This is a genomic window from Neobacillus sp. NPDC093182, assembly GCF_044754045.1.
On the sequence record NZ_JBIVOI010000020.1, the window covers coordinates 92,310 to 116,973 of the forward strand.

The 24,664-nt window shown below is 34.6% G+C and carries 32 protein-coding genes and 3 pseudogenes; 11 read left to right on the forward strand and 24 right to left on the reverse strand.

Features of this window, described 5'->3' with window-relative positions; genetic code table 11:
- Nucleotides 1-31 precede the first annotated feature (31 nt).
- Together ACIQAA_RS27790 and ACIQAA_RS27795 are read right to left on the reverse strand one after the other, a co-directional pair.
- Nucleotides 32-1,306, reverse strand: coding sequence for an IS110 family RNA-guided transposase (locus ACIQAA_RS27790; RefSeq protein ID WP_402626169.1), 1,275 nt, complete (start codon nucleotides 1,304-1,306; stop codon nucleotides 32-34).
- A 188-nt stretch (nucleotides 1,307-1,494) separates the two neighbouring features.
- Nucleotides 1,495-2,475 carry an alpha/beta fold hydrolase gene (locus ACIQAA_RS27795; RefSeq protein ID WP_402626170.1) on the reverse strand — a complete coding sequence of 327 codons (981 nt, stop codon included), beginning with the start codon at nucleotides 2,473-2,475 and terminating at the stop codon, nucleotides 1,495-1,497.
- A gap of 176 nt (nucleotides 2,476-2,651) precedes the next feature.
- Between ACIQAA_RS27795 and ACIQAA_RS27800 the strand changes: the two are divergent.
- Nucleotides 2,652-3,492: pseudogene (locus ACIQAA_RS27800) on the forward strand (tyrosine-type recombinase/integrase).
- Between the two features lie 363 nt (nucleotides 3,493-3,855).
- On the opposite strand, the gene ACIQAA_RS27805 reads toward ACIQAA_RS27800, so the two are convergent.
- Together ACIQAA_RS27805 and ACIQAA_RS27810 are read right to left on the reverse strand one after the other, a co-directional pair.
- The gene (locus ACIQAA_RS27805; protein WP_402626171.1) at nucleotides 3,856-4,245 is read right to left on the reverse strand and encodes a YybH family protein; all 390 of its coding nucleotides are present in this window, start codon (nucleotides 4,243-4,245) and stop codon (nucleotides 3,856-3,858) included.
- A 162-nt stretch (nucleotides 4,246-4,407) separates the two neighbouring features.
- Nucleotides 4,408-4,824 (reverse strand): carboxymuconolactone decarboxylase family protein, encoded by a 417-nt coding sequence (locus tag ACIQAA_RS27810; protein WP_402626173.1) that lies wholly within the window; start codon nucleotides 4,822-4,824, stop codon nucleotides 4,408-4,410.
- 121 nt (nucleotides 4,825-4,945) lie between these two features.
- On the opposite strand from ACIQAA_RS27810, the gene ACIQAA_RS27815 reads away from it, so the two are divergent.
- On the forward strand, nucleotides 4,946-5,386 hold the full coding sequence (locus ACIQAA_RS27815) for an Lrp/AsnC family transcriptional regulator (RefSeq protein ID WP_402626175.1): 441 nt from the start codon (nucleotides 4,946-4,948) through the stop codon (nucleotides 5,384-5,386).
- Nucleotides 5,387-5,494: 108 nt separating this feature from the next.
- Here ACIQAA_RS27815 and ACIQAA_RS27820 read toward each other — a convergent pair.
- Nucleotides 5,495-5,706 (reverse strand): annotated as a pseudogene (locus tag ACIQAA_RS27820) (helix-turn-helix domain-containing protein); the annotation flags it as partial.
- Nucleotides 5,707-5,939: 233 nt separating this feature from the next.
- Complete coding sequence (locus ACIQAA_RS27825; RefSeq protein ID WP_402626177.1) at nucleotides 5,940-6,083, reverse strand: hypothetical protein; 144 nt, start codon at nucleotides 6,081-6,083, stop codon at nucleotides 5,940-5,942.
- A gap of 75 nt (nucleotides 6,084-6,158) precedes the next feature.
- Between ACIQAA_RS27825 and ACIQAA_RS27830 the strand changes: the two are divergent.
- Nucleotides 6,159-6,828, forward strand: a pseudogene (locus ACIQAA_RS27830) (transposase); the annotation flags it as partial.
- A 189-nt stretch (nucleotides 6,829-7,017) separates the two neighbouring features.
- Here the strand turns inward: ACIQAA_RS27830 and ACIQAA_RS27835 are convergent.
- The 3 genes from ACIQAA_RS27835 to ACIQAA_RS27845 all read right to left on the reverse strand — a co-directional run bounded on the left by ACIQAA_RS27835 (nucleotide 7,018) and on the right by ACIQAA_RS27845 (nucleotide 8,410).
- Nucleotides 7,018-7,878 carry a DUF421 domain-containing protein gene (locus tag ACIQAA_RS27835; RefSeq protein ID WP_402626179.1) on the reverse strand — a complete coding sequence of 287 codons (861 nt, stop codon included), beginning with the start codon at nucleotides 7,876-7,878 and terminating at the stop codon, nucleotides 7,018-7,020.
- A gap of 19 nt (nucleotides 7,879-7,897) precedes the next feature.
- Nucleotides 7,898-8,104 carry a DUF1657 domain-containing protein gene (locus ACIQAA_RS27840; RefSeq protein ID WP_402626181.1) on the reverse strand — a complete coding sequence of 69 codons (207 nt, stop codon included), beginning with the start codon at nucleotides 8,102-8,104 and terminating at the stop codon, nucleotides 7,898-7,900.
- Between the two features lie 102 nt (nucleotides 8,105-8,206).
- Nucleotides 8,207-8,410 carry a DUF1657 domain-containing protein gene (locus ACIQAA_RS27845; RefSeq protein WP_402626183.1) on the reverse strand — a complete coding sequence of 68 codons (204 nt, stop codon included), beginning with the start codon at nucleotides 8,408-8,410 and terminating at the stop codon, nucleotides 8,207-8,209.
- 131 nt (nucleotides 8,411-8,541) lie between these two features.
- Between ACIQAA_RS27845 and ACIQAA_RS27850 the strand changes: the two genes are divergently transcribed.
- A complete protein-coding gene (locus ACIQAA_RS27850) occupies nucleotides 8,542-8,817 on the forward strand; it encodes a hypothetical protein (protein ID WP_402626185.1) in 276 nt (91 codons plus the stop codon).
- 287 nt (nucleotides 8,818-9,104) lie between these two features.
- Here ACIQAA_RS27850 and ACIQAA_RS27855 read toward each other — a convergent pair whose 3' ends face one another.
- The 4 genes from ACIQAA_RS27855 to ACIQAA_RS27870 all read right to left on the reverse strand — a co-directional run bounded on the left by ACIQAA_RS27855 (nucleotide 9,105) and on the right by ACIQAA_RS27870 (nucleotide 12,030).
- Complete coding sequence (locus tag ACIQAA_RS27855) at nucleotides 9,105-9,560, reverse strand: 2-thiouracil desulfurase family protein (protein ID WP_402626187.1); 456 nt, start codon at nucleotides 9,558-9,560, stop codon at nucleotides 9,105-9,107.
- Between the two features lie 433 nt (nucleotides 9,561-9,993).
- Entirely contained in the window at nucleotides 9,994-10,473 is a 480-nt protein-coding gene (locus ACIQAA_RS27860; RefSeq protein WP_402626188.1) for a hypothetical protein, read from the reverse strand.
- 234 nt (nucleotides 10,474-10,707) lie between these two features.
- Complete coding sequence (locus tag ACIQAA_RS27865; RefSeq protein ID WP_402626189.1) at nucleotides 10,708-11,604, reverse strand: RCC1 domain-containing protein; 897 nt, start codon at nucleotides 11,602-11,604, stop codon at nucleotides 10,708-10,710.
- Between the two features lie 150 nt (nucleotides 11,605-11,754).
- A complete protein-coding gene (locus tag ACIQAA_RS27870; protein WP_402626228.1) occupies nucleotides 11,755-12,030 on the reverse strand; it encodes a GNAT family N-acetyltransferase in 276 nt (91 codons plus the stop codon).
- 614 nt (nucleotides 12,031-12,644) lie between these two features.
- On the opposite strand from ACIQAA_RS27870, the gene ACIQAA_RS27875 reads away from it, so the two are divergent.
- Nucleotides 12,645-13,646, forward strand: a complete 1,002-nt coding sequence (locus ACIQAA_RS27875; RefSeq protein WP_402626190.1) for a DUF3231 family protein — start codon at nucleotides 12,645-12,647, stop codon at nucleotides 13,644-13,646.
- A gap of 707 nt (nucleotides 13,647-14,353) precedes the next feature.
- Here the strand turns inward: ACIQAA_RS27875 and ACIQAA_RS27880 are convergent.
- From ACIQAA_RS27880 to ACIQAA_RS27890, 3 genes are all read right to left on the reverse strand, one after another.
- Entirely contained in the window at nucleotides 14,354-14,866 is a 513-nt protein-coding gene (locus ACIQAA_RS27880) for a hypothetical protein (protein WP_402626191.1), read from the reverse strand.
- 156 nt (nucleotides 14,867-15,022) lie between these two features.
- A complete protein-coding gene (locus ACIQAA_RS27885) occupies nucleotides 15,023-15,529 on the reverse strand; it encodes a CBO0543 family protein (protein WP_402626193.1) in 507 nt (168 codons plus the stop codon).
- Between the two features lie 257 nt (nucleotides 15,530-15,786).
- On the reverse strand, nucleotides 15,787-16,344 hold the full coding sequence (locus ACIQAA_RS27890; protein ID WP_402626194.1) for a CBO0543 family protein: 558 nt from the start codon (nucleotides 16,342-16,344) through the stop codon (nucleotides 15,787-15,789).
- Between the two features lie 318 nt (nucleotides 16,345-16,662).
- On the opposite strand from ACIQAA_RS27890, the gene ACIQAA_RS27895 reads away from it, so the two are divergent.
- Complete coding sequence (locus tag ACIQAA_RS27895) at nucleotides 16,663-16,938, forward strand: hypothetical protein (protein WP_402626196.1); 276 nt, start codon at nucleotides 16,663-16,665, stop codon at nucleotides 16,936-16,938.
- A 48-nt stretch (nucleotides 16,939-16,986) separates the two neighbouring features.
- Here the strand turns inward: ACIQAA_RS27895 and ACIQAA_RS27900 are convergent, their stop codons facing one another.
- Together ACIQAA_RS27900 and ACIQAA_RS27905 are read right to left on the reverse strand one after the other, a co-directional pair.
- Complete coding sequence (locus ACIQAA_RS27900; RefSeq protein WP_402626229.1) at nucleotides 16,987-17,082, reverse strand: thermonuclease family protein; 96 nt, start codon at nucleotides 17,080-17,082, stop codon at nucleotides 16,987-16,989.
- Nucleotides 17,083-17,088: 6 nt separating this feature from the next.
- Nucleotides 17,089-17,442, reverse strand: a complete 354-nt coding sequence (locus ACIQAA_RS27905) for a thermonuclease family protein (RefSeq protein WP_402626198.1) — start codon at nucleotides 17,440-17,442, stop codon at nucleotides 17,089-17,091.
- Between the two features lie 650 nt (nucleotides 17,443-18,092).
- On the opposite strand from ACIQAA_RS27905, the gene ACIQAA_RS27910 reads away from it, so the two are divergent.
- The 4 genes from ACIQAA_RS27910 to ACIQAA_RS27925 all read left to right on the forward strand — a co-directional run bounded on the left by ACIQAA_RS27910 (nucleotide 18,093) and on the right by ACIQAA_RS27925 (nucleotide 20,343).
- Nucleotides 18,093-18,320 (forward strand): hypothetical protein, encoded by a 228-nt coding sequence (locus ACIQAA_RS27910; protein ID WP_402626200.1) that lies wholly within the window; start codon nucleotides 18,093-18,095, stop codon nucleotides 18,318-18,320.
- Nucleotides 18,307-18,960, forward strand: a complete 654-nt coding sequence (locus ACIQAA_RS27915) for a hypothetical protein (RefSeq protein ID WP_402626202.1) — start codon at nucleotides 18,307-18,309, stop codon at nucleotides 18,958-18,960. The genes ACIQAA_RS27910 and ACIQAA_RS27915 overlap by 14 nt, the downstream gene beginning before the upstream one ends.
- Nucleotides 18,961-19,150: 190 nt before the next feature.
- Nucleotides 19,151-19,933, forward strand: coding sequence for a glucose 1-dehydrogenase (locus ACIQAA_RS27920; RefSeq protein ID WP_402626203.1), 783 nt, complete (start codon nucleotides 19,151-19,153; stop codon nucleotides 19,931-19,933).
- 188 nt (nucleotides 19,934-20,121) lie between these two features.
- Nucleotides 20,122-20,343: a hypothetical protein gene (locus tag ACIQAA_RS27925; protein ID WP_402626204.1), complete on the forward strand. Its 222-nt coding sequence runs from the start codon at nucleotides 20,122-20,124 to the stop codon at nucleotides 20,341-20,343.
- 53 nt (nucleotides 20,344-20,396) lie between these two features.
- Here the strand turns inward: ACIQAA_RS27925 and ACIQAA_RS27930 are convergent, their stop codons facing one another.
- From ACIQAA_RS27930 to ACIQAA_RS27940, 3 genes are all read right to left on the reverse strand, one after another.
- On the reverse strand, nucleotides 20,397-20,864 hold the full coding sequence (locus tag ACIQAA_RS27930) for a DUF3291 domain-containing protein (protein WP_402626206.1): 468 nt from the start codon (nucleotides 20,862-20,864) through the stop codon (nucleotides 20,397-20,399).
- Between the two features lie 128 nt (nucleotides 20,865-20,992).
- On the reverse strand, nucleotides 20,993-21,325 hold the full coding sequence (locus ACIQAA_RS27935) for a nuclear transport factor 2 family protein (protein WP_402626207.1): 333 nt from the start codon (nucleotides 21,323-21,325) through the stop codon (nucleotides 20,993-20,995).
- A 60-nt stretch (nucleotides 21,326-21,385) separates the two neighbouring features.
- Entirely contained in the window at nucleotides 21,386-21,712 is a 327-nt protein-coding gene (locus tag ACIQAA_RS27940; protein WP_402626231.1) for a hypothetical protein, read from the reverse strand.
- Between the two features lie 437 nt (nucleotides 21,713-22,149).
- Here ACIQAA_RS27940 and ACIQAA_RS27945 point away from each other — a divergent pair, with 437 nt between their 5' ends.
- Nucleotides 22,150-22,488, forward strand: a complete 339-nt coding sequence (locus ACIQAA_RS27945; RefSeq protein ID WP_402626209.1) for a hypothetical protein — start codon at nucleotides 22,150-22,152, stop codon at nucleotides 22,486-22,488.
- 304 nt (nucleotides 22,489-22,792) lie between these two features.
- On the opposite strand, the gene ACIQAA_RS27950 is transcribed toward ACIQAA_RS27945, so the two are convergent.
- From ACIQAA_RS27950 to ACIQAA_RS27960, 3 genes are all read right to left on the reverse strand, one after another.
- Nucleotides 22,793-23,215, reverse strand: coding sequence for a hypothetical protein (locus tag ACIQAA_RS27950; RefSeq protein WP_402626211.1), 423 nt, complete (start codon nucleotides 23,213-23,215; stop codon nucleotides 22,793-22,795).
- Between the two features lie 388 nt (nucleotides 23,216-23,603).
- Nucleotides 23,604-23,765 (reverse strand): hypothetical protein, encoded by a 162-nt coding sequence (locus ACIQAA_RS27955; protein ID WP_402626213.1) that lies wholly within the window; start codon nucleotides 23,763-23,765, stop codon nucleotides 23,604-23,606.
- Between the two features lie 525 nt (nucleotides 23,766-24,290).
- Entirely contained in the window at nucleotides 24,291-24,491 is a 201-nt protein-coding gene (locus tag ACIQAA_RS27960; protein ID WP_027322891.1) for a cold-shock protein, read from the reverse strand.
- Between the last annotated feature and the right edge of the window lie 173 nt (nucleotides 24,492-24,664).

Sequence of the window (24,664 nt, forward strand, 5' to 3'; positions counted from 1 at the left end):
TTGGTATATTTTTTTATCTAATGTTTTATTTCTAAGCAGCTAAAGGGATTAATTCTTGTATTTTATTAGGACAGTAAGACTCGTTTCGTCGTGCTATTCCTACAAAAATCCTTGCTAGTTTACCGATCAGTTTCATTATTGATTTCATTTTCTTTATCTTCTTTACCTTCACATTATGGGAATGTAGGGCTTTAAATTCAGGGTTATTCATCACAAGGCTCATAGTTGCTAAGTAGAGGAAGCGTCGTAGTCTTGATCTTCCACGCTTTGAAATCACAATCTGACCTTTCCATTTGCCTGAACTTGCTTCAGCTAGATGTAATCCCGCATGTCGTAATAGAGAGTTTCCGTGAGAGAATCCACTTAGATCTCCTGACTCACCTAGTATCCCAGCTAATGAAATTTCACTTATCCCTTTAATCGTAAGTAGTTTTTTTGCAAAGGGTATTTTATAGAGAACTTCTTTAACTTGTTGTTCAACTCTTTCGAGTTGTTTTACAGCGAGGTCATATTCTTCTATTAATTGTCCTAGATGGAATTTATAAGCATCAAGTGCTTGTCCCGTTCCTATAGAAGTTTTTGCTAGATTGATCAGTAATTGAGCTTTTTTAGGTCCTGGTTGTCTTTTCATTAATGACTTCCAACCCCTCTGGACATCTAGTGAATCCATTGAAGATATTTCATTTGGAGTTGGAAATAAACGAAGGGTTGCGATTGCTCCCTTGCACGAAACATCGGTAAACACTTGTCGCAACTCTGGAAAGACAACATCTACCCATCGATTTATTTGATTTATAGACATTACGAGACGTTTAACAATTACATCACGGTTAGACATTAGAACTCTAAGTTTCTCAAATGATTCTGAAGATGGACGAATAAAGGAGTAGTAGCCGTTTTTGACCATATCTGCGATAACGAGTGCATCTTTTTTATCACTTTTTGATTGCGTATTATCACGATTCTCTTTATTCCTTTTTACTAAGTGGGGATTGACTGTTACTACCTCAATGTTTTGGTCATATAACCATTTTGACAGATTAATCCAGTAATGGCCTGTAGGTTCCATACCTACTATTGCCGCATCTAGGTTTTTTAATCTTTGTAAATCATGAATCCAGTTTAATAGATTAACGAACCCCTCTTCATTATTTTCAAATGTAATAGGGTCTCCGACTACAATTCCACGGAAGTTAACTGCTCTTGCAACGTGTAGTTGTTGAGCAATATCAATACCTACAATTAGATGTGTATCCGAAATTCTTTCTATTAGTTGATTTTGTTTGTCTTGCATTTTAAAATTCATAGTAGGGCTTCCTCCTTAAGACTCTGAGTTAGATTGGACTCTATACTCGTATCTTACTGAGGGGCTCTATTTTTTTCAAACCTGTTATTTAACGATCTACAGGAATGCTAACCTGCTTACGTTAGCTCAATAAAAAAGAGCCGCCGCAGCAACCCTTTGTTAAACACAAGCACCCATTGAAGAAGGAATTAAAAATTTACAGATGTATCTATAAAATCATTTACTGATTCGTTCATTTCATTATAACGAGTCCAATGTAAATAGTGATGTCCTTCTAATACAACGAGTTTATTTGAAGGGTTATCACTTATTTGATTTTGATAAAAAGTGATATTTGTTTTTCCATCTATAGGATTTTTGTCAACTTTTTTAGCAAAAACCATGACAGGAATCTCTGAGGGAAATGACATATCAATTGTTTGATCGACATTGGATTCTATTTCATTTGTTTCAGCGACTATATTTTTGTTAGATACTTTCCAAGCAGAAATGGCTTTGGTCATCTTTAAATTATCATCAGAATACGTTCCTTCATTCGCAATGGGAAGGAAATCATCTGGATTTATATTTGATACCAGTCTTACGACTCCAGTTGGAGCTACAAGGCTCATAAACGAAGGTGTTGTTGGAGCAGATTCTCCAAAATACTCTAATGCTTTAGGCAACGTAGGGTCGATACCTATAATTGCTTTAACCTCATCTGGATATTTATTTGCATAATACATACTATAAATACCAGAAGTTGAATGTGGCATTAATATGTATGGACCTGATATATTTGCTTTTTGTAGAGCTAACCGTATTTCTTCCACTATGTTTTCCACAGTTCGTTCCTTATGGGTTATATCACTCCAACCATACCCAAAACTCTCTACTACGACTACCTTATTCTTCTTTGCCAGTTTATTTATTAAGGGCTCAAAATCTAACACAGGTGCAGATGTGCCTAAACCACTTAATAAAACAATGGTGTTTTCTCCATCGCCTTTTGTATAAACGTGCATATTCTTTCCATCGACTTCCACTAATTGCCCTATTGGTGGATACTTTTTTTGTTCATATGCTTTCATTGTGTGATGGAAAACAACCCAAATAAGTATTAGTGCTATTATTAGCAAAACAATGTTTCTTGTAATAATCCAAAACCTAAATTTCCTGTTGGTGTTCAATATTTTCACTTCTCCCTACTACTTATACGATTCTCATCCACCTGTAAATATTAACATATAAATATTAAATTCTTGTTAAATTAACCTGCCCCTTTAGCTTAATAAGAACTGCAGTTTCGATTTCGTGAAACAGGTCAATAATTCCTGAAAAAAGAATTTTTTGGGGAGAGATGAACTTGTTATTATCTAAAGCACGGGAAACGTATGAATCTGATAAGCGTATTGAAGGCTTTTCGCCGCAAACATTATAAGCATATAAACTCCAGTCGGGCTTACTTATACGCTTTTTTAATGATGTTCAACTTGATACGATCACTACGAATCAATTAAAAAACTTATTTAGCAAAATCAAGTGAAAGCCTTAAGCCTGCAAGTTTGGCTCATCGAATTCGTTTTATGAAATCCTTATTTCGATGGTCTCATGAAGAAGGGCATATTCCCAAAAATCAAGCAACTAAAATAAAAGAACCTAAAACCGGAAAACGAATTCCTAAATTTTTGACCGAAATGGAAATTGAACATTTACGGGAAGCCTGTTGTTCCCCAATGGAAAAGGCTCTGTTTGAATTCATGTTCTCCACTAGATGCCGAATAGGAGAAGTTGTTACCTTAGATAGGGGTAGAATTAATTGGTCGAACCGTTCATCTGTTATAAGAGGTAAAGGCGATAAGGAACGTGAGGTCTATTTTAATATTCGCTGCGAAATTTGGTTAAAACGATACCTGGATAATCGTGTAGATAGGGATCCTGCTATCTTTGTCACAGAACGGGATCCTCATCGAATGAGCATTGCCACGATGAGATACATAATTAAGCGGATTTCCAACCGTGCTGGCATTAACAAAGACATTCATCCACACCAACTCAGGCACAGCTATGCAACCCATTTATTGAATAATGGAGCACCTCTCGATGTTATTCAAAGCTTATTAGGTCATGAAAAAAGTGAAACTACCCGGATTTATGCCCATTTAAGCGGAAGCATCAGACAGGAATGTTATAGGAAGTATTTTTAGCAATAAAAAAGCAATGCAGTCGAGATGCATTGCTTTTTTCACTCTTGCACCCGTTAGCTTAAGTACATTATTTCACAATCTTAATTTTGAAATAAAAACTATAAAACTTTTTTGAATGAATAACAAAATTTCTCGTAACCCATTTTGGTTTCATAAAATCTGTGTGCTTCTGCACGAAATAACCCTGATTCTAATGCCACAATCCCACACCCGTTTCGAATGAACATCATACATGTTCTCTTTTTTTAATGCCTACCTGTAGGTGATAATACCATTATTCATCACTTTTTATTTGGGTTCTAGATTGTTTATCAACAATAGCCCCCGTTTGTTTAAGTACAATGATTCACAAACCATTATTAACTATTTGTTAACTAAATCAGTACCATATGAGTTGTCTATGGCACAAATCCACTCACCTTGTTGACTTTTCTTAAACACGTATGTGGCTCGTCTTTCCATTGAATATTCACTGTCATTTTTATCAGCTTCAAGAAAGGTTTGGGATATGACTAAGGCAGTGTCGCCAGCTTCTAAAATAATCATTTCCCCTTGTGTAGGGACAAGACTGTTATTGAAATATTTTGCGATTTTAATAAATGCTGTTTTAATTTCCTCTTTGCCTCGTGCAATCATACCTGGCTTTATAACCAAGATTGCATCATCAGTATAGTAATTCATCAGGGTATCAAAATCTTCTTGTTTTATTGCGAGATCACATTGTTTAATGAATTCCTTTAATGCGTGTTCCAAAATATCCCTCCCTATCTCTATTAATTATATATATTCTCCATTAATTCCTGCTATCCTTCTACAGCTAACCTGCCCCGTTTGCACAAAAGGAAAAAGACCGCCGCAGCGATCATTATCTTTAACTATTGCACCCTTTAGTTGATCAAGCGTAGGAAGACTATATTATGTTGTCACAGCTTCTAATTTCATAATGGCACCAAAATACTGTGACGCAGTAGTAAACGTAATAAACGAACAAAGCTCACTAATTTCTGCATCAGAAAGATACTCCCTCAACACATTAAATTGAGCATCTGATATATCCCCTTTTTGTTTTAAATACACCTCTGCAAAGCCTACTGCAATTGACATTTTTTCATCGAACAAATGGGGTTCAGGTTTTCCTTTTGCCTTGCAATACTCACAACCATTGCTTTGAGCTAAAGTTCTCCTTACTTGCTCTTTTAGTCGAGACGATAGATTCATATCTTTTTCAAATACTTCTCCTAATTGATTCCATCCATTTAAAACATCTTTATTATGTCCTAAAAGTCTTTGAAAAGGGGTCACCCCGAATTCAGATTCATTAATTCTTGCCATAATTACTACCTCCTTGTAGTATTTATATTATCGAATAAATTTAAAGAATTACATTAAATACAAAACTCATTTTGCATATATTCTTTAATAAATTAATGAAAAATGGAGGATTTCCTTAAAAATGAAAATGGATTCAATTGATAAGAAAATAATAGATGAATTAAGCAAAAATAGTCGATTATCGATGAGTGAACTTGGGAGAAGAATTAATTTATCTTCACCATCTGTAACAGAACGGGTAAGACAAATGGAGTCATTTGGAGTAATAAAGAGGTATACATTAGAAGTTGATTATGCTAAATTAGGAGTTCCTATTCAATGCATTATAGAAGCAACCGTTAAAAATGGAGATTATAATTCTTTTAAGAGATATATTGAAGGTCTTCCAAATGTAGAGTTTTGTTATCGAATTGCTGGAAACGCCTGCTATATGCTTAAAATGCAATTCGATACATTTGCCAAAGCAGAAGAATTTATTGAAGATGTAAATCCTTATGCTCATACGGTAACGCATTTCATTTTTTCTAAGGTCCAGACGAATTTAAGATTGGGTTCGGACTGAATCCTTGTTCAACTAACCTGCTTCGTTAGTTCATTAGTTTAAGTGAACCACTTCACAATCTTGTAATAACCAACTTCAGTTTGTTTCTGTTTATCTCTAAACATATTATTCGAAGTTATTACGCAATCGATTGATTATTCTTCTGCTGGTAAAGCTACGTAAGTCAAAGGAACAAGAGTCGCTGTATAAACGGCTCCATTTTTTAATAATTTTGCTACTACTTCATATATCATTTTTCTAGGTACGCCTGACCTTTGACTTATCTCATATCCAGTTATAGGAAAGTCCTTTAAAATTGCTGTATAATAAAATTTAGTGATATATTAACATTTCTTTATTTGAAAGTATATGCAGCTAGTTTAAAAAGTTAATTATCTAATTACAAAAAGGGACAGTACCCGTTTACAATTGGGTGCTGTCCCTGAAAAATTTCAAATATTCCCTTTTTTATTTTAAATAACATTGGATACAAAATTGTAATTTGACGTGATAAGGAATTGTAGCATTTCCGTCACTTCTTTTACTGTGGCAGAGGTATCCCCCAACTTCTCTACTACACCTCTTTTCTGGCTTCCAGTGCAGTCTCATTAGCAGTTTCTTGGATTGCTTCATCCTGTTCAGCATTCGTATTCTCAATAACTGTATCTTCACTTGTAATCTGTTTAGTTTCTCGTGTTTGGTTCCTGTTCCCTACCATATTGAAACATCTCCTTCTCTAAATTAAATAAGCACTCACAAGTGGAGTACTGTAATTAATCCAGACAGCTGGCTTAGAGGAGTTCAACTTTTAAACCTCCGAAATCTAACAAGACAGCACGAGAATATAACTGTGGTTTTAATCCAAACAAAGCTACAATTTCAAGCCATTCTGGACCAGGTCTTTCCTGAATATAGAGGGGTTTTTGGTGACTTATATTCAGTTGTATCACTCTTAACTCTTCCAGAGTTTCCCTCATCTGAAGATATATGAGAGGCAAGTGTAGAAACCATAGCTGACAAAATTGCTCAATTATGTAAAAGTCGTTCATACAGATGGGCTAATGAAAAGATATTCAGATCAAAGGCGCCGCAATCCGAAATCCGTTTGAAAAGACTTTGTATCAGGGTTATATTTTGAGTCTTGGTATGTATATAAACACATTCTTCAATACAAAGAGCAGCTATCCAAGTTAGAGACAGAGATAGATGCCCTCGCAAAAGAAGTAGAAGAATATAATATGATCAATCTATCCTTGGTATCGGAGAAAAGATCGCTCCAACGATTATTTCAGAAATTGTGGAGATTGATCGATTTACTGACCCTAAAAAGCTGGTAGCTTTCGCTGGGGTTGACCCAAGTGTATTCGAATCTGGTTAAGTTTACAGCCACCAAGAATCGGATCACAAAACGAGGATCCAGTAGGCTCCGTCATGCCTTATATATGGCAGTTCGTTGTGATATCTAACTAAATAACACAAAACCTTCCAAAAACAGACTAATGGAAGGTTATTTGGCATGCACATTTTTAGTATAGCATGAGAAATTTTAATTTTTTATTGAAAAATATTGACAAACAATTAGCTGGTTTAGTTTAAGTACAATTCTTTACAATATCTATCATTACCTTCCTTTCATTACTTGAAAATTTCGTTTAGCCTTTTAAATAAGGGGTAAGTACATCGATTGCTTCTTGTAATTTTTTAGAGTTTTCTATAAACATTTTTTTAGCATCTTTAGCATCCGTTTGTAATGCAAAAGTTTCTAGGTCAGCTTGCCCCTTTTTTATCATTGACATTAATAGTGGTTTTTCTTGGGGTAATGGGACATTTATTTTGTCATCATAAACATCAATAGTTAATTGTCCATAAGAATCTACTTGCCCTAAGAATACATTATCTAGTGTTACCCCAAGTTTTTCTAATTCGAATTCAAGCCATTGGCGGGTCTTTTTTGCTTCAGCAAGGGAATTATCTAAAATTTGACCATCCATAATGACTGTTTGAGGTGGTTTTTCATTCCCTACCTTTAAATTTAAATCTTTTGGAGTTAATGGTTGGTTTTCTTTTTTCAAAAGAACATTTAGCTCTCCGTTTGGTTCTAAAACAGCGAACTCTACATCTGCAACCTTAAATACATTTTTTTTTCTTAGTAAGGCGTTTAAATCATCAATTGTATAATTTTCTTTCTTTAAACTATCCTCCATAACCTTTCCATCTTTAATAAAAACAGATGATTTTCCTTCTGCAAAATCTCTGAATTTTTTGCTCTTCAAAGAAATAAAGTCAACAGCATAGGTTATGCCACCAAAAAGTAAAATTACGATTACTCCGTGCGAAATATTTTTATCTAGACCTGTAATAACTTCACCAGCTACGCTTCCGATTGTAATCCCTGAGATATATTCAAAAAAAGAAAGCTGAGAGATCTGTTTGGAACCTAATAGTTTTGTCATGAAAAATAATGCGGCAATAAACAATATTCCTCGTATTAAAACATCAATCCAGTCTGGCACATTCATCACCTTTTGGTTTTTAAGATGGTTTATATTGTGGTTCTTTAAATTCCATTTCGGTTATACGTTTTTGTAAATCTTTTTTTACTTCTCCGACTAATAACATCGCCTTGTGAAATGCTTGTTGAGCTTCTTCATCCTGCGAATTTAATGCAAAATTTGACAGTTGTGCTTCAATTCCGTTCATCGATGCTAAACATTGTTTTACGTTAGAATATGCAGTCATTTTTACCCCACTTATCACTAGAAATTTTAGTAAAGTAATGTGAATGTTATTGGATATTTAATTTGATTAGGGTTAGCATAAAGCTAACCCTATGGAAAGACATTACTGATTATATTGAGGTTCTTCTTTTTGAATCTGTTGAAGACGTGGCTCTAGGCTGTCAATAATTGATTGAGTTTGTTGAGCAGCGTTTTGGTACAATTGTTTTGCCTGTTTATTTTCAGTCCCTAAAGCAAATGTCTCTAAGCTAGCTTGTGCACTTTTTAATCCAGCTAAAGTTTGGCTTACTTGAGTAGCTACCGTCATTTTTCATTACCCCCTTTTTTTGATGAACTACAAATGTATTCTCTGTAGGAAAAGGGTAAAATATAAATGGAAAAGATTAGAGGGAAAGTTCATGATAGGGGGGGACATATTACTTTAAGAGGTGACATAAAATGGATTTCCCAACAATACATACCAGCTTTTGGGATGCTGTGATAGCTGTACCAGCAGTCATGGTTCTAACACAGCTCATTAAGATTTTATTTCACATTCCTAAAAAATTTATCCCTATGTTCGCATTACTACTAGGATTATTAATCTCCATTTTTATTAGTCACCGTCACCACTTAACCGCTGGTATATTCATGGGATGGTTTTATGGATATGCAGCTATTGGCAATTATGCCGCATTAAAAACATCAATAATAGCTTTCAGAAAAAAGAGATAGACTTTAGGATAAAATTACACCATTTATCACAAAGGTAAATATTTTATTTTGTAAACAAAACACAAAACGTCTATCTGTTAAGACTACCTAAATTAGGTAGCTTTTTTTATTTATGTTGTTACGCAATTTGGGTCAATACTTGCTTTTATTGAACAATTTGTTCAAAAATCCATCAAATCCTTATTCAACTAAACTGCACCGTTAGCTTAATAAGAATTTCATAGAAAAGTGCCTTTATCCTTCTTGGATCAAAGCACTTAATTGTTGAAAATTCAATAACCTGCCTCCTAAAGTAAATCACTAAGTCCTTCCTCCGAGACCACCCTTATACCATTCCTTTTAAGTAAGGCGGTTGTGACACCATTACCAGGTATTTTCTTACCCTGAAACTCACCGTTATAAATCATAGAACTTCCACAGGAGGGGCTAAACTCCTTTAGTACGACTGTGGTAGTATGGTACTCCTGAGCTTTTCTCAGAGTAATATAGGCTCCCGTTATATATAAATCAGTAACGTCTCTACCTGATTTTTCTATTACCTTCGCTTTACCATCTAGAACATCATCTCCGTCACCACCTATTATCTCAGCAGGTTCTCGCGGAGTTGAAAAACCCCCTAGTAATTCAGGGCATACAGTTATTGCCTTTTTTTGATCTATCAATTGATTTATCTTGTTGTTTAAACAATGAGTACCGTTATATCTTACCTCTAATCCCGCAAAACAAGAACTTACTAATATCATTTTTATCACCTCAATCTAATTGTACCTTATCTCCTTCTTGTATTAACCTGCTTCTTTAGTTGAAGAAGAAAAGCTGCTTTTTTAAGTAGCTCAATTTTAACACTAGCGAGATTCTTATGTTGGAGATCCCAAAAGAAAAAGCCACCAAATATGGCAGCCTGTTCTTAACAGTAAAGCACCTTTTAATTAAACAAGGGTTTATTATCCTAACACTTTGGAATAATAAATAACTATTTAATATGTTTATTGCGTCAATGACATATTAATTTAAACTCCTTTTTTTTAGAGTTTCCCCTGCTATTTTTAATATTCATTAAGTTACCCAGTAAACTAAGCTGAACCCCTTTAGCCCTCTAAAAAAAGGAGTTGCCGTAGCAACATCTAGTTGAACTATTGCACCCGTTAGTTGAAGAACTGAAAAATTAAATGCTAATTAAAAATCTGATTGGGGATTATTTACCTTCATAATAGATTTTTCCACTATATACTGATACCCATAAATAATAATTGCTAATGACACACATATAAAATACCAAAGAGTATGATTCAACTTTTTAAATTTAAATACTCCTACCTTTTCCCATATTTGACCAAACGGATAAGCACAAATAGCATCTATTACCATATTTGTAATTAAATATTTGAAAAAATTGCCGTATGTTAGTTTAAATACCCATAGTGTGGCTACAAAAAAAGGACCTAATATATATGTAAAATCTACAAAACCGGGAGATATAGGATTTTTATTTACCCACCATTTTTTCTTATTAGCAATTACACTTAACACACTTATGAATAAATTAACAAAACTTGCTACAGGTAAAAACCTAAAAAATGATTTTTTCCCCATGAAAGGAACAGTTAGCCAAGGAACGATTAACATCGCTAAAGCAAATGTCTTTTTATTAACCATATATATCAACTTCCTTCTGATATGTTTTTTATAGCATTCCTCTAACTAAATCTTTTTATTTTTTTTCTTGTTAAACTATCCTGCCCGTTAGCTGAATAAGAAAAAAGGAACACCGTAGCAACCCCAATCTTCAACTCTAGCCCCCGTTAGTTGAAGAAGGAATTTTTATCTTTTATGTTTAATCCTTTTTTGGGATTTATTAGTTGCAGGAACTGTATCCTTTTTACCCGAAAACTAATTGTTGGGCAGTTGGATGCCGTGCCAGCCGCTTACATCGCATTGGCCATATTCATTATCACCCACAGCAACCACCGTGCCGTCCGATTTAAGACCGACGGTATGGCCACAACCCGCCGCTATCGCCACAATATCGCGCCAATCACTTACATTACATTGGCCATACTCATTCAAACCCACAGCCATTACATTACCGTCCGATTTAAGGCCGATGGTATGTTTACTACCCGCCGCTATCGCCACAATACCGCGCCAACCGCTTACATCGCATTGGTCATGTTTATTCAAACCCACAGCCGTCACCGTACCGTCCGATTTAAGACCGATTGTATGAAGATAACCCGCCGCGACCGCCATTATGTCGCGCCAGCCGCTTACATTGCATTGGCGATACCGATTATTACCCACAGCCGTCACCGTGCCGTCCAATTTAAGACCGATGGTATGCCAGTCACCCGCCGCAACCGCCACAATATCACGCCAACCGCTTACATTGCATTGGCCTTCATTATTTCGACCCACAGCCACCACCGTACCATCCGATTTAAGCCCAATGGTACGACGCCAACCCGCCGTAACCGCTACAATATCACGCCAGTCGTTTACATCGCATTGGTCATGCTTATTCCAACCCACAGCCGCCACGGTACTGTCAGATTTAAGACCGATTGTATGAGCATTACCCGTGTTCGTCGCCATATGAACATTACTAGCCGCGACCGCCACAATATCGCGCCAGCCGCTTACATCACATTGGCCATATTTATTATCACCCACAGTAGTCACCGTGCTGTCAGATTTAAGCCCAACGGTATTACAACGACCCGCCGCTATGGTATCTTTAGGCCACCGTTTTACCTTTAACGCCGCTTCTTTCGGTGAAATGTAATCCATGTTTTACCTCCTTGAAAACAATACCTATTTTTTTATTGTATCACTTTTGCTTGTTATACTAACCTGCATCGTTAGTGGAACAAGCAAAAAAAGCTGCCGAAGCAGCTGGATCTTCAAGTATTGCCCCCGGTAGTTGAGCAACAGATAGTATTAAATTTCTTTTTCCATCAAGACATTTGTAGTCTGATAACCTAATTTATCATATAATCCTCTTGCTACTTTGTTATGACCAAATACGTGCAGACCTATTTTTTTCATTCCAAGTTTCTGCCCAACAATCTCTATTTTCTTCATTGCTTCCTTGCCATATCCAAATCCTTGTTGATTCCAATTTCCAGATAAAACTTTTTCTTCCGCATATGATTTAATCGCTGAAGAAATATATTTTTGATATTCATCGGAATTCATTAAAACTAATTTATCCATTGTTTTTTCTCCCCCTTTTACTGTAACTTCTTTAAATAGCAATCGATTCCTTCTTTTCACTAACCTGCACTCTTACTTCAATAAGAATAAGCTATTCTCCTTCTTGAAGAATAGCTACCTGTTTACTTGAAGAAGGAATTGCGTTTAGAAGACCTTTTTTGTCTTATTGTTAAAATACTCAATTCTTTCGTTCTCTTTTAGGTTCATCTCTCCCAACCGCTAATCCAAAAAGACCACCTGAAAAAAAGATTATTTAACTTTATTTCTCATGTAATAATGGTTGTTATAATTAAAATGATTAAACCAAGCCCCATTATGATTAAGACTTGTTTCGCACTAGCCCACAAAGTAACACCTCTGTTATTTTTATTAAATAATTCGGTATTTAGGGTCCACAATCCTTCTTTAAGTAACCTGCTTCTTTAGCTCAATAACAAAAATAGACCGCCGCAGCGATCACTCTTTAACTCTTGCCCCCGTTACTTTAAGTTCAATCCTCCACAAGTAAGCATTTATTACTTCCCATTTGGAAATTGATTATATAGCAAAACTTATTTTTATAAAATTATTTATTTGGGTGAAAATAAGTAAATAAAAATAGGGGAGGTAGAATCATGACTTCGAGTAAAGTTCCAATCACATCATCAGAATTAGCAAATTTATGGATGGCTTTTCAAGAAAAAACAATGATCATTAGAATGTTGGAGCATTTTATAGAACATGCAGATAATCATGCAAAACAATTATTACAAACTCATTATGACAGTGCTTCTAAAGCCATTGATATCATTACAGGGATTTTCCAGCAAGAAGGGGCAGTAGTACCTGCTGGTTTTACTGAAAGTGATGTAAATAAAGGAGCTCCCAAGTTGTATGATTTCCTGTACGATATCATGTATTTACATATGATGACTAAAGTGGAAATGAGTCTATATTCTCTTTTTTGTGGTATGTCCTATAGGAAAGATATTAATGATTTTTTTATCAATTTGACAGCAGAGTCCCAAGCGATTAACAACCAAACAACTCAATTCCTTTTAGAAAAAGGGGTTTTGGTTCGCCCGGCTTTTGTATCAATGCCTAAAGAGGTGCATTTTGTAAAGGATAATAATTATAGGAGTGCTTTTAATTGGTTCGGTGAAACGAGATCTCTAAATACCATTGAAGTTTCTCTTATTCATCATGCCATTGAAACAAACCTTGTAGGGATGCAATTAATGATCGGATTTGCTCAAGTTGCTAAAAATAAAGAGGTGCAAAACTATCTTGTCAAAGGAATGAAATTATCAAAAAAGATCGAAATCGATTTAGGTGAATTTTTGAGACAAAGTTTTATTGAACCCCCAGCTACTCATGCGGGTAAAGCAACTGATTCAAAAATTGCACCATTTTCCGATAAATTGATGATGTACAACACAAGTTTGTTAACTTCATTTGGGCTCGGAAGTAATGCATTAGGAGGTGCATTTAGTTTACGAAATGACTTGCCAGCAAAAATGGCTCTTCTTGCAAAAGATATTTTCACTTTTGCACAAGATGGAGGAAAGATTATGATCGAAAATGGCTGGATGGAAGAACCTCCGCAAATTGAGGATCGAAATAAACTAACTGAATAGTCTTTTATAGAAAAGAAGAGACAAATAAGATGGTATATAAGAAAGATGTTTTTCGTCTCTTTTTTAAACTTATTCGCCTTTTTTTAACATTGTTATGGAAAGAGGCGATTTTTTTTTGTTAAATTTGATAAATTTCTTATTGAACTAAACTGACCGTTAGCACAATTAGAAAGTGAGCTGCTGCCGTAACTCATTATGCTCTTGAACTCTTGCACCCATTAGTTTAAGGACAATTCTTCACAATCTCTATTTTCAGACCACGTACTATCATTGAAACCAAAATGGATTTACTGTCGCTGCCAGGACCCCTTCACACCAGTTTACATAAAGAATTAGGCGATTTTGTGTTTTTAGAAACGATCATTAATTAAATAAAGCACTACACTACGTTTAAGTACAATATTTAACAACCATCTTTTTGACTATGAAAAAATTTAGTAAAAAAGAGACTCCCGAAAAACCTTGGGAGTCCAAACAGTACTAATCTATTTAATAGGGGGTCAAATAGTGATTCTAATTATATTGGGTTTACGAAATATAAAATAGAGAAAATATTACTAAAATTACCCAATAATTAAAGGGGAATTTGGACTAGGATTAAATAAACTTAGTCCTATATAAAGAAAGTGAGTAGATCATGAGCATATTAAATTGGTTTATCCATATGACAACTTATATCAACTAAAGCTACCCGTACTTTAAGTGTATTAATTCACAATCTTTTTATTCTCATTTGAAGGAATAATTTTTAAGTTGATGAATTTATTTTTATTTTCAATAATGTATTGAATCCCATATAACAAAGGAGCTTTGTAAAAGATATACAGGAAAAATTGAAAATAATTTAATCGAACTAATTTAGCTACTTTTAACTTTTCCAGTAACCTTACTAAAATAAAAGCAAAGAAAGCATCAACAGTGGCGTTAAGTAAAATAAAATGTTTAAAATTCCCATATGTCCATTTTAATATCCACATAGACCCTACCAAAAACGGACCAATATTAAAAGGAAATTCGTTAAATAAATAAGAATTGGGTTTCTTATAAAAAACCCACCATTTACGTCTTTTCCCGATAAGAACATTAATCATTTCAAAAAATACAATAAGGAGTGAAGCAGAAAAAAATTTTTTTGTATTATTTAACCCTAAAAAAGGTAAGGTAAGCCACGATAGAATGACCATGGCAAGTTTTACCAACCTTTGAATCTTTATTGGCACATTTATTAACCCCCTTCCAAAACAACCCTCCCTGATAAAGTTTCCAAAAAATTAAACTTGTATGTAAGTTATTCTTAAGGAAAACTTGCCACGTTACTTGAATAAGAAAAAGGCATTACCGCTGCTTCAGTAATGCCTTCGATAGTTTAATAAGCGTCATTTAATGAACTTAAAAGGAATATCGAAGAAATTTATTAAGAAGATTATAATAAATAAAGAGATAATATAAGCTCGGAATGGTTTAAACTGATGTATTACAATTACCGAAAACATGACAATATCAAATAAAAAAGAATACCAAAAATTCCAACCATTTTGATAAGAGATTCTTCCGAAGGCATACAATATCCACTCAATAAAAATATAAATTCCAGACCAAAGCAATATGTAAAACGGTCGTTTAAACCATCCTTCTGGTAAATGGGAAAGAAATAGAAAAATACTAACAGGCATCGTGATTAAAGCATATACAATTACGACCATTTCATGTCCGTATAAAAAATCTGGGTGGAACTTCCATAAGGTATTTTCTTTTACAATATATTCGTACAGTAATCCTCCTGTGGCAATAAAAAACATACTTGCATGGTATTTTCTCCAGTTTTTCCAGTTTCCCCACTTAAAGGAAGCTATAATGGTTAGCACCACAATGGCTACGTGCATTTAAACACAACCCTTTCGTGTGTTTTTATAACAGTTTCCCCTTTTTTATTGTAAATTAATGTATTTCCATCAAACTATTTAATTTCCTTTATAAATTGGTAGTGAACATTGTACTCTTATTGCACTGTTCTGCACCGTTAGTCGAATAAAAAAAACAGTATTTTTAGCTGCCAGATCTTTAATGAAAGCATCCGTTAGCTGAAAAGAAGAACAGCTAATACATTTTAATTTGGAGAATTAAGGTTGCCTTTCTATCTTTAACTGTTACCCTCTTTCTGTATTTTTATAATTTTTAAAACTAACCCTCTAGAGAAAACTCCCATTAAGAAAAAACCGAAAAACGAATAAACATGGTTCCATTTAAGTGGTTTATAAAGGTTCAGCATTTCTGCTAGAGGTTCCCAGACGAAAGCAAAAATGAAAGACATAATCAGAAGAACTATAGAAAAGGATTTCCAGCTTGAAAAATATTGATAAACTAACATATAAAGGATTGGGAGTAACGTATAATCTATCGGAACTAAAGGAGTACATAGTGGAAGTAGGGTATCGGGATAAACCCACATTGAAAAATTCCAACCCATGACATCAAGAAAAGTTGAAATAGAGATGATAAAAAATCCATATAATAAAATTTCTAAAGTACGGCTTTTATCGACTATTTTCCACAAAAAAAACCACGGAACAATTGCCAAAGCAAGTAGAATCCACCATTTTAATGAAAATACAAAATTATGTGTCCAATATTCCATCATCATTTTATTTAACTCAATGGTATGTTGTTGTATTCCCATAGGTGTTGGAATTTTCTTCAAATATTACACCTCCTATTTACTGCAGTTAGTTTTAACCCAAATTTTTGTCATTAAACATACTTTCATCGTACATTTCCTTCGCTTTTCCCATTCTTATGTTGATCATGACAACTTCCAATTTGTTTTATTTCTATGAAAATCGGATGAAGCCGGTCACTTACAGCCTAAGGGAATAAGCATCTGCACTAGAGCTCGTGATAAATGGAAAAATCCCTGCCTTTCTTTCAGGCAGAGATTTTCAACTTGTTAAAAGAGTGTATTTATTTCAAATCATTATAAATCTCCGATAATAGAGGGTAGAAAGGGTGGTGCAATTTTATGAATTTGAAATTTGGCAGCATTGAAGGGTTTGAAGGGTATTCTCATTTTAAGAGTGTGAAAGAGTTTAATACGCATAAAGAGATGTGGTTAGCGGTGAAGAAGCATGAGTTTTCGAAGGGTGAGCTCGTCGGATTAAAACGTATGGTCCGTTTTCCTGCAAAGGTCCCTGGGGGCTACGCCCTTCTCGTTCCTTGCAGTGGGAGTCTTCTGTCGGGAAATGATAAACTCAAAGACGGTCAGGAAATTCGAAAGACCATGGGGACGGTTCTTTAGGTCGCCTTTTTATCAATTTGATCCATGAGAACCGTCCCTGTGGAAATTTTAGGGCGGATTCATGATATAAGCCACTCGTGCGTACCCCTCTCTTAGCAGCGTTCCTTGTATCGATTCTCCATCGACAAAAACATAGGCTAACAGCCGCTCTTAGGAATCCCTTACGTTTCCCTGTTCAAACTCCATTGTTAACCTTCCGCTTTTTACTAGTTCGCTATTTCGTAAGAATGCTTCCTTTGCATAGAGCTGGACACACGATTTAGAATTTTTTGACTCCGGTGTATCAATCAACAAATAGCGTACCGTTTCGATTTTTCCGTTAACCTTCACTTTAATGGTATCGCCATCGATGATATCGACTAACGTAATAGGTACATCACTTACCTGATTTTCTGCCGCCAGAAGATTCATCTCTCGTACCGGTTCATCTTTTTGAGACGGCATTGAATAGAATGCTATACAGGCAGCTGTGATCATGGCGATAGCTCCCTTTCGTTTTCTCATGATTATTCCCCCTGCCTTTCACTAACTCCCGAAACATTTTCTTCTAATAGAATTTCCTTCACCCTTCATATAAAGAAAAAAGAAGAAAAAGGACATGGAAATCATGTAAGATTGTGAAGGTTTTGTGACAAAAACGAAATTTAACTCCAGCCTATTTCTTTAAAAAAAACACTAGATTTAATCAAACCTTTACAGAACCTTAACATCCACAAAGCAAACAATTAACAATGATTGATTATTCTAATGGTAGTGGGGATAGCATGTGTGGCTGTCATGGTATATGGCGCAGGCGGAGCCAGTACTGGTAGATTAAATTTACATATAGAATATAAAGGAGTGATTTGCTTGAAAAAACAATTCGTTCGGTACAATGATAAGAAGTATTTTCTTCTGTTCCGATACTCCTCTGGTTATTGCGAAATCCAAGATATTAATTCTCTGTATACTATTCTTCTAGTGCACTATTCCGAGCTTTCTTTACAGAAAAATTATTAGCAATGCTGATTATTTGAAGCGATTTTATAACGCTTCTTTTTTTTGCTCGCTTGATGTTTTAACAGTTCACAATACCGTAACAACTTCTTTCATATCACCATGTCTTTTTGCCCTCTAAATTCCTATATAGAGGGTAGAAAGGGTGGTGCAATATTATGAATTTGAAATCAGGCAGAATTGAAGGGTTCGAACAGTATTCTCAGATTAATAGTGTGAAGGAGTTTAATACGCATATTGAGATGTGGTTAGCGGTGAAGAAGCATGAGTTCTCGAAGGGTGAACTCATCGGATTAAAACGCCTGGTTCGTTTTTCTGCAAAGGTCCCTGGGGTTTGTAATGCAAAAATTGGCACGCTGCTAAAGGCGATTAATGTATCAAGGTAATGGAATTTCCCGCTCTACTTTTAAACGGATGATCCTCAAAGCGAAGGATTTTGGAATCCTCACCATCTATGAAACAGAACGGAAAAATGGTTCACAGTCTAGCAACCTTTATAGCTTTAGTCGTTTCCCGCAAAGTGAACCACCCAAGGCGAAAAAATTGGACCAGCCTAAAGAAACTAATAATCTTTTAAAAACAAATAATCAAAAGAATAATAAACGTAACGTAGCGCCGATTGAACTTGATCACGCTTTTGTTAGTGATAAAGTTCCTCAAGCTTTTGTTCAATCCGTAAAATATTTCTTTTCTGATGCTAAGACGATTGAAGAATACTGGCATATGGTCCAAATCGCTGCGTTTCGCTTTGAATTTGATCACCATACAGATGACATTCTCTGTATTGCGATTCAGTCCTTTAAGCAGCTGATCCGTAAACTGAAGAAATCTACCAAATCCGTTTTAAAACCAATTGCCTTCTTTTACGGAATTGTAACCAACAAATTAAAAGAACTCTTTCTCAATCAAGTAACGGAAGTTAGTGAAAGTAAGCCCATACGCTATGTACTCGAAACAGGCGAAGTCATGTACTATGATTGGCTGCACAGTGAAAACCGAGGGGACGGTTCTGATGGCACAATATAATAATATTATGGAAAACTAGCAAGAAAAATAATAAATTACAAAGGCAAAACATGGGAAATAGAACAAAGATATAAAAACTCAATAAGAAGTATATTTTGTATTCCTTTGAAAATAATAAATTGTATTCTAAAAAATCTTCATTTCGAAATACTTCATTTGCAATTAATTAAACATAAAGGGGATTTTAATTATGGATCGATTTAAAGACAAAGTAGTCATTATTACAGGGGGAGGTTCTGGATTAGGACAGGCAACAGCCCTACAACTTGCAAAAGAAGGGGCAAAATTATCATTAGTAGACCTAAATGAAAAAGGATTAGAAGAAACAAAAGTTAAAATTTCCGAAGCTGCACCAACCGCAGAAATTATCTTGATAACAGCAAACGTTGCAGACCCTCAAGCCTCTCAAAATTATGTAAATAAAACGATGGAGACTTTTGGAAAAATTGATGGTTTCTTCAATAATGCTGGAATCGAAGGTAAACAAGATTTAACTGAAGACTTCGGTGTTGATGAATTCGATAAGGTTTTAAATGTTAATTTAAAAGGTGTATTCTATGGCTTAAAATATGTTTTAAAAGTTATGAAAGAACAAGGTTTTGGTTCTATTGTTAACACTGCATCTGTGGGTGGTATTCGTGGTGTCGGTAACCAATCAGGTTATGCTGCTAGTAAACATGGTGTTGTCGGTTTAACTCGTAACTCAGCTATAGAATATGGTCAATACGGTATTACCATCAATGCAATTGCACCAGGAGCAATCATGACTCCTATGGTGGAAGGTTCATTGAAACAAATTGGCGGAGAAAATTGGGAGGAAGCTGGTAAAGAATTCGTCAGCGTTAACCCTATGAAACGTTTTGGTAAACCAGAAGAAGTGGCAAACGTAGTTTCATTCCTATTATCAGGTGAAGCTACATTTGTTAATGCAGCTGTTATTAATATTGACGGTGGTCAATCTTATAAATATTAATTGGTAATTTTTTATATTTACCTTTTGGTAAGTTCTCCATAAAAAAAATAATAATTCAAAAAGTCCCTGATAATAAAAATATCATTATTAGGGACTTTTTATAGGTTTTTTTAACTGTTATTCAGTATAGGTTACGGTATTGTATTGGCACCATTTTTTCGCAATTTCTTTGTATCTCTCGTCCCGAAATGAATACCATTGGTCTTCTATCCAAAATCAATTATTCAAAGCAGGAACCCCTAAATCTTAGTCCATTTATGACGTTTTATGATATTGTTGTTCCGAAAGATAACGATATTCGCAGTCAACCTCTCAATCAAGTAACCGAAGTTAGTGAAAGTAAGCCAATACGCTATGTACTCGAAACGGCCGAAGTCATGTACTATGACTGGCTGCACAGTGAATCCTAAGCACAACTATTTAGCGAAATGAATGAATGGAAAATTAATCAAAAGAACACAAATTACTTAATTACACATCTCTCCCCTTTTTCATCAAATGGGTGCTTAAAATCAAATGCAAAAGAAGTGGGACCATGCTGTACATAATAATTATATCTTTTGAATGCCTCCTGCCAAGAGACATCTTTCATCTTTTCTGCCCACCACACGACATATGAGAGATGTTTCTCTGGATAAGGCTCCATCCATTTGCTCCTGTCTCTCAATGCTTGTCTATGCTGACCTGAGTAAGTAAAACGATATAAGCCTTGAATGCTTTTCCATACTGTTAACGTAAGAACAGGGAAACCATCCTCTTTGGCGGCTTCCTCGGGGATAGGGACTCCATAAGGTGAAAACTCTTTTATTAGCTGCCCTGTTTTAAATGCCTGTTGCATTATTTCATATCCGACTTCAAAAAATTCACGAGAGGCAGGGTGGTCATAGGGTTGATTTAGTCTGCCCACTGTATAAATCGAAATGAAAGCCATATGCATCCCTCCATTTGTAGTCTTTTCCTATATCTATTCAAAAAAGGAGGGATCTTATGACCTTCTTGTTACGAAAGTACAAGATTGATATTGCTGGGACTTCATATAATAGGAAGTTTTACTTTTATTTATTCTCTGATAAACCAAACCTTGGAAATCAGATCCTCCTTTATTTCATAAATTGCCATTAAGCTAGTACTTTCGCCTATAAGTCCATTTGTGGCGATTTCCCAATCGATGACCTTGTTTCCGACGGTGGAACGATTCTTGATCTCAGCGTACATTTTCTTTTTAAAGGTTTCAGTATAGCTTTCAATCAGTGCCTGTTTGCCGCTTAAGGTGATGGTATTATCCGGAAAGGTGTAAACGGTAATATCGTCGGCATATGTACTTGCAAAACCCTCTATATCTTGACTGTCGTAGTATTCTATTTGCTGTTGGACAACTTTTTCAACTGACATCATCTACACCCCTAATTATTTCTTTCTAAATCGGTGGAATGATAACAGGCCCAATGGAACCTAATGTGATACTTGGATAAACACACCCCGTACTTTAATAAAGATATCAGTTTTCATATTTTTCAATAGAAAAATAACCCACCAAAGAAGTATATGTAAGATACCAATGATTGTATAAATAGACCAATAAGCCCCTTGTTGTAATTGACTTACTAGATGTTTAAATTCATTTAACCCCTTCATTCTTTCAATACTGTTGATCAAACAAATGATCGGTATAGTTATTGTAAAAACGATGGTAAGAATGGATAACCCTTTAACTTTTTTATTTTTCACACTATATATCGCAGTTCCCAAAGTTGTAAATAAAAATAAGTAATAAATAATCCAGAACCAATTTGGAAGAGTCTCCTAGTACATTCTTTCACCCCATATACTTTTTAACTAACTTTACCGTTATTATCCTAATGTGTAAATATAAACCATGTTGAACTAAACACTTCATTCACTTTTTTCTCTCCCTATGAAATTCACCAAATATTATTATTGTCCATCGATTATATGCCACTTAAGCTCTTCGCTCTTCAATACATTGGTATCTCTTGGGTATCCGTAATAATAAAGCTTTTTTCCGTCTTTATTACAAATGAGCTCCCGTTGATATTATTCAGAGTTTACTAGGGCACGAAAAAAGTGAACCCACTCGGATATTTGATCCGCTAAGTGGGGGTAAAAGTATAATAGGATAAATAATGGGAACATTAAGTTTATTATTAGAAGATTAGATAACCACATAATATTTGTATTTAGGAGAATAATTCATCATGAATAAAGATCTTCTAGAGGAAGCTTTGAAGGAAAAATTTACGGGATTAAATGATTTTTCTACTCGCTATTTAAATGAATATAAAATTTATTTTATATCTTCTTTAGTAAAGGTTGAAAATGTAAATAAATTTATCTTGAACCCGATACTTGATGTTGATTTACATATTAAAGACTATGGTATCTATCAACAAAAGAAAAATGGATATAATTTGAAAATCTTAAGGAATTTTTCAGAGTATCAAAACACAGTTAGTTTCAATGATAATGATGGTTACATCATGACCCTCTCAGTACCTATGGAATTTGGTATAGATTCCTCAATTTTAGATTATTAACGTAATAAACCCAGGAATTTATAAATTTAATTCAAATTAAATAAAATTGATTAAAAGTGATCGTACTATCCCTCGGATATAATTCGACCACTTTATTTAATAACATCATACCTACTTTTACTAAACTGTGTCTAAGTAATACACCCGTTAGCCTTCCAAGCAGCGGGAAAATCGTCGCTGCACCACAGAGAATGAAAATATACTGAATTGTCCATACTGGTTCTTAATCCAGTCAATCTAATCCATAGGTCAATGAATTGTGGCTCTTTACATTTTTTTAAAGACTAAAACCTATAAGTCTTTGTTATGGGACGAAAAGATTGGTTACCAACTCCTCTCTATCTTTTGCAATTATCAATTTCTCCGCATGTGCTGCATAAATTGCACCGATCCCTTGTAACCAATCCCCGATATTAGCGATATTTGTTGCTTCCAGCTTGATCGGTTCCTCGTTTGCTAAGACATCCTTTGTTACACCAATACCTTCTAAAATTTGTCCAATGGTCTCTATCCAAACCCCTTCTACTACTTGCCTTTCATTGGGATCCGATCTGGCTTCCTCATCTATAAGGAGAATTTTGGTTAATAATAATACCTCCATTATTTTACCAATGGTTTGTATCCAAATTGCGATGGAAACTTGTTTTTCAAGTTGTGAAATCAATTCCTTATTATCAATATTACTGCTTTCCTTGGTTTGGTTTTTATTTTCGGTTTGAGCATTCAAAGTTTTCACCCCATTCTTTTATATACGTATGCAATATATGGGCAAATGCCAATGTTAAATTTACTTTGATTTAGTAAGTGGGGAAACATTTATTCAACTTATCATACGTTAGAGTGAAAAAGCGATTGCTCACTATTGAGCAATCGCTTCCGTTGTTTTTGGATACCATTTCACAAGGTTAATTTTTAATGGCACTACCCCGTGAATATAGAATAAATAATGGCAAAGAGCTATTTTTAGGATAATAAATCTTAATGCCAATCCATTTATAATGTAATAAAAAAATGAGTATGTGAATTTCCACTTAAATAGCTTATAAACCTCCAAAAATTGTGAAAGTGGTTCTCCTAAATATGCAAATACTAAGGCTAGAAATAATAATCCTATACTAAAGGATTTCCAATTCGATAAATATTGATGAAGTAATATAAATGCAACTGGTATATTTTTTTCCGTTTGCATGGTTTTTTATCGTGTATCCATCAATCATTTCCAGTTTCTTTTCCTTAACACCGTTTGGGTGGATTATGTCACATTTTTCATTTTCCATACCTTTCCTCCAATTTCACTTACTTATTTGTATCACTTTTAAATGAGTAGATTACATATTGCACATTTAGTATTCATCATTCAATTTACAACTTATTCAACTATCCTGCTTCCGTTAGCTGAATACGTTCTCGAGTAAACTTCTTTATTTAAATGAATTTCATCTTGCCCAGTACCCCATCCTATTAGGTCTAATAAATATTTAACCTTCCAACTGAGTCCACAATATTCCCTTTGTATTTTAGTTTTACATCTTCACTATCTTTTCCAGATGCATGATGTAATTTCATGGTGAGTTGAATTACACCAAAAAAGAGTGACAATTTTAGCCACTCTCTACAAAAGCACTTTAAAATTTTTATTCAAAGGTAATTAGTAGAATTCATGATTATGTGATACACTTTGTTTACCATTTGATTTACTTTTTTACATGTACCCTACTCATTCGTGAGTGGGGCTCCTTGTTTTTAAAAGAATAAATAAAAAACAGACTCTATACAGAGCCTGCTTTAGTTTGTTCTAATTATTAAGCTTTACGCACGTTAGCTGCTTGAGCTCCACGTTGACCTTGCTCAACGTCAAAAGTAACAGCTTGACCTTCGTCTAAAGATTTGAAACCTTCGCCTTGGATAGCTGAGAAATGAACGAATACGTCTTCTCCGCCTTCACGCTCGATAAATCCGAAACCTTTTTCTGCGTTAAACCATTTTACTTTACCTTGTTCCATTTTGTTTCCTCCTGCTGTATGCTTTGCACACAATGTGTTACTATCCTTGCACTCAGTGATCATCAAGACGAAAAGTTAATCTAAGACTATCCTTTACACCGAACAAAAATAATTCTTCTAAAGTTTAACATTTTTTAAAAGCATTTGCAAGAAGACATAAACAGAACCATTTT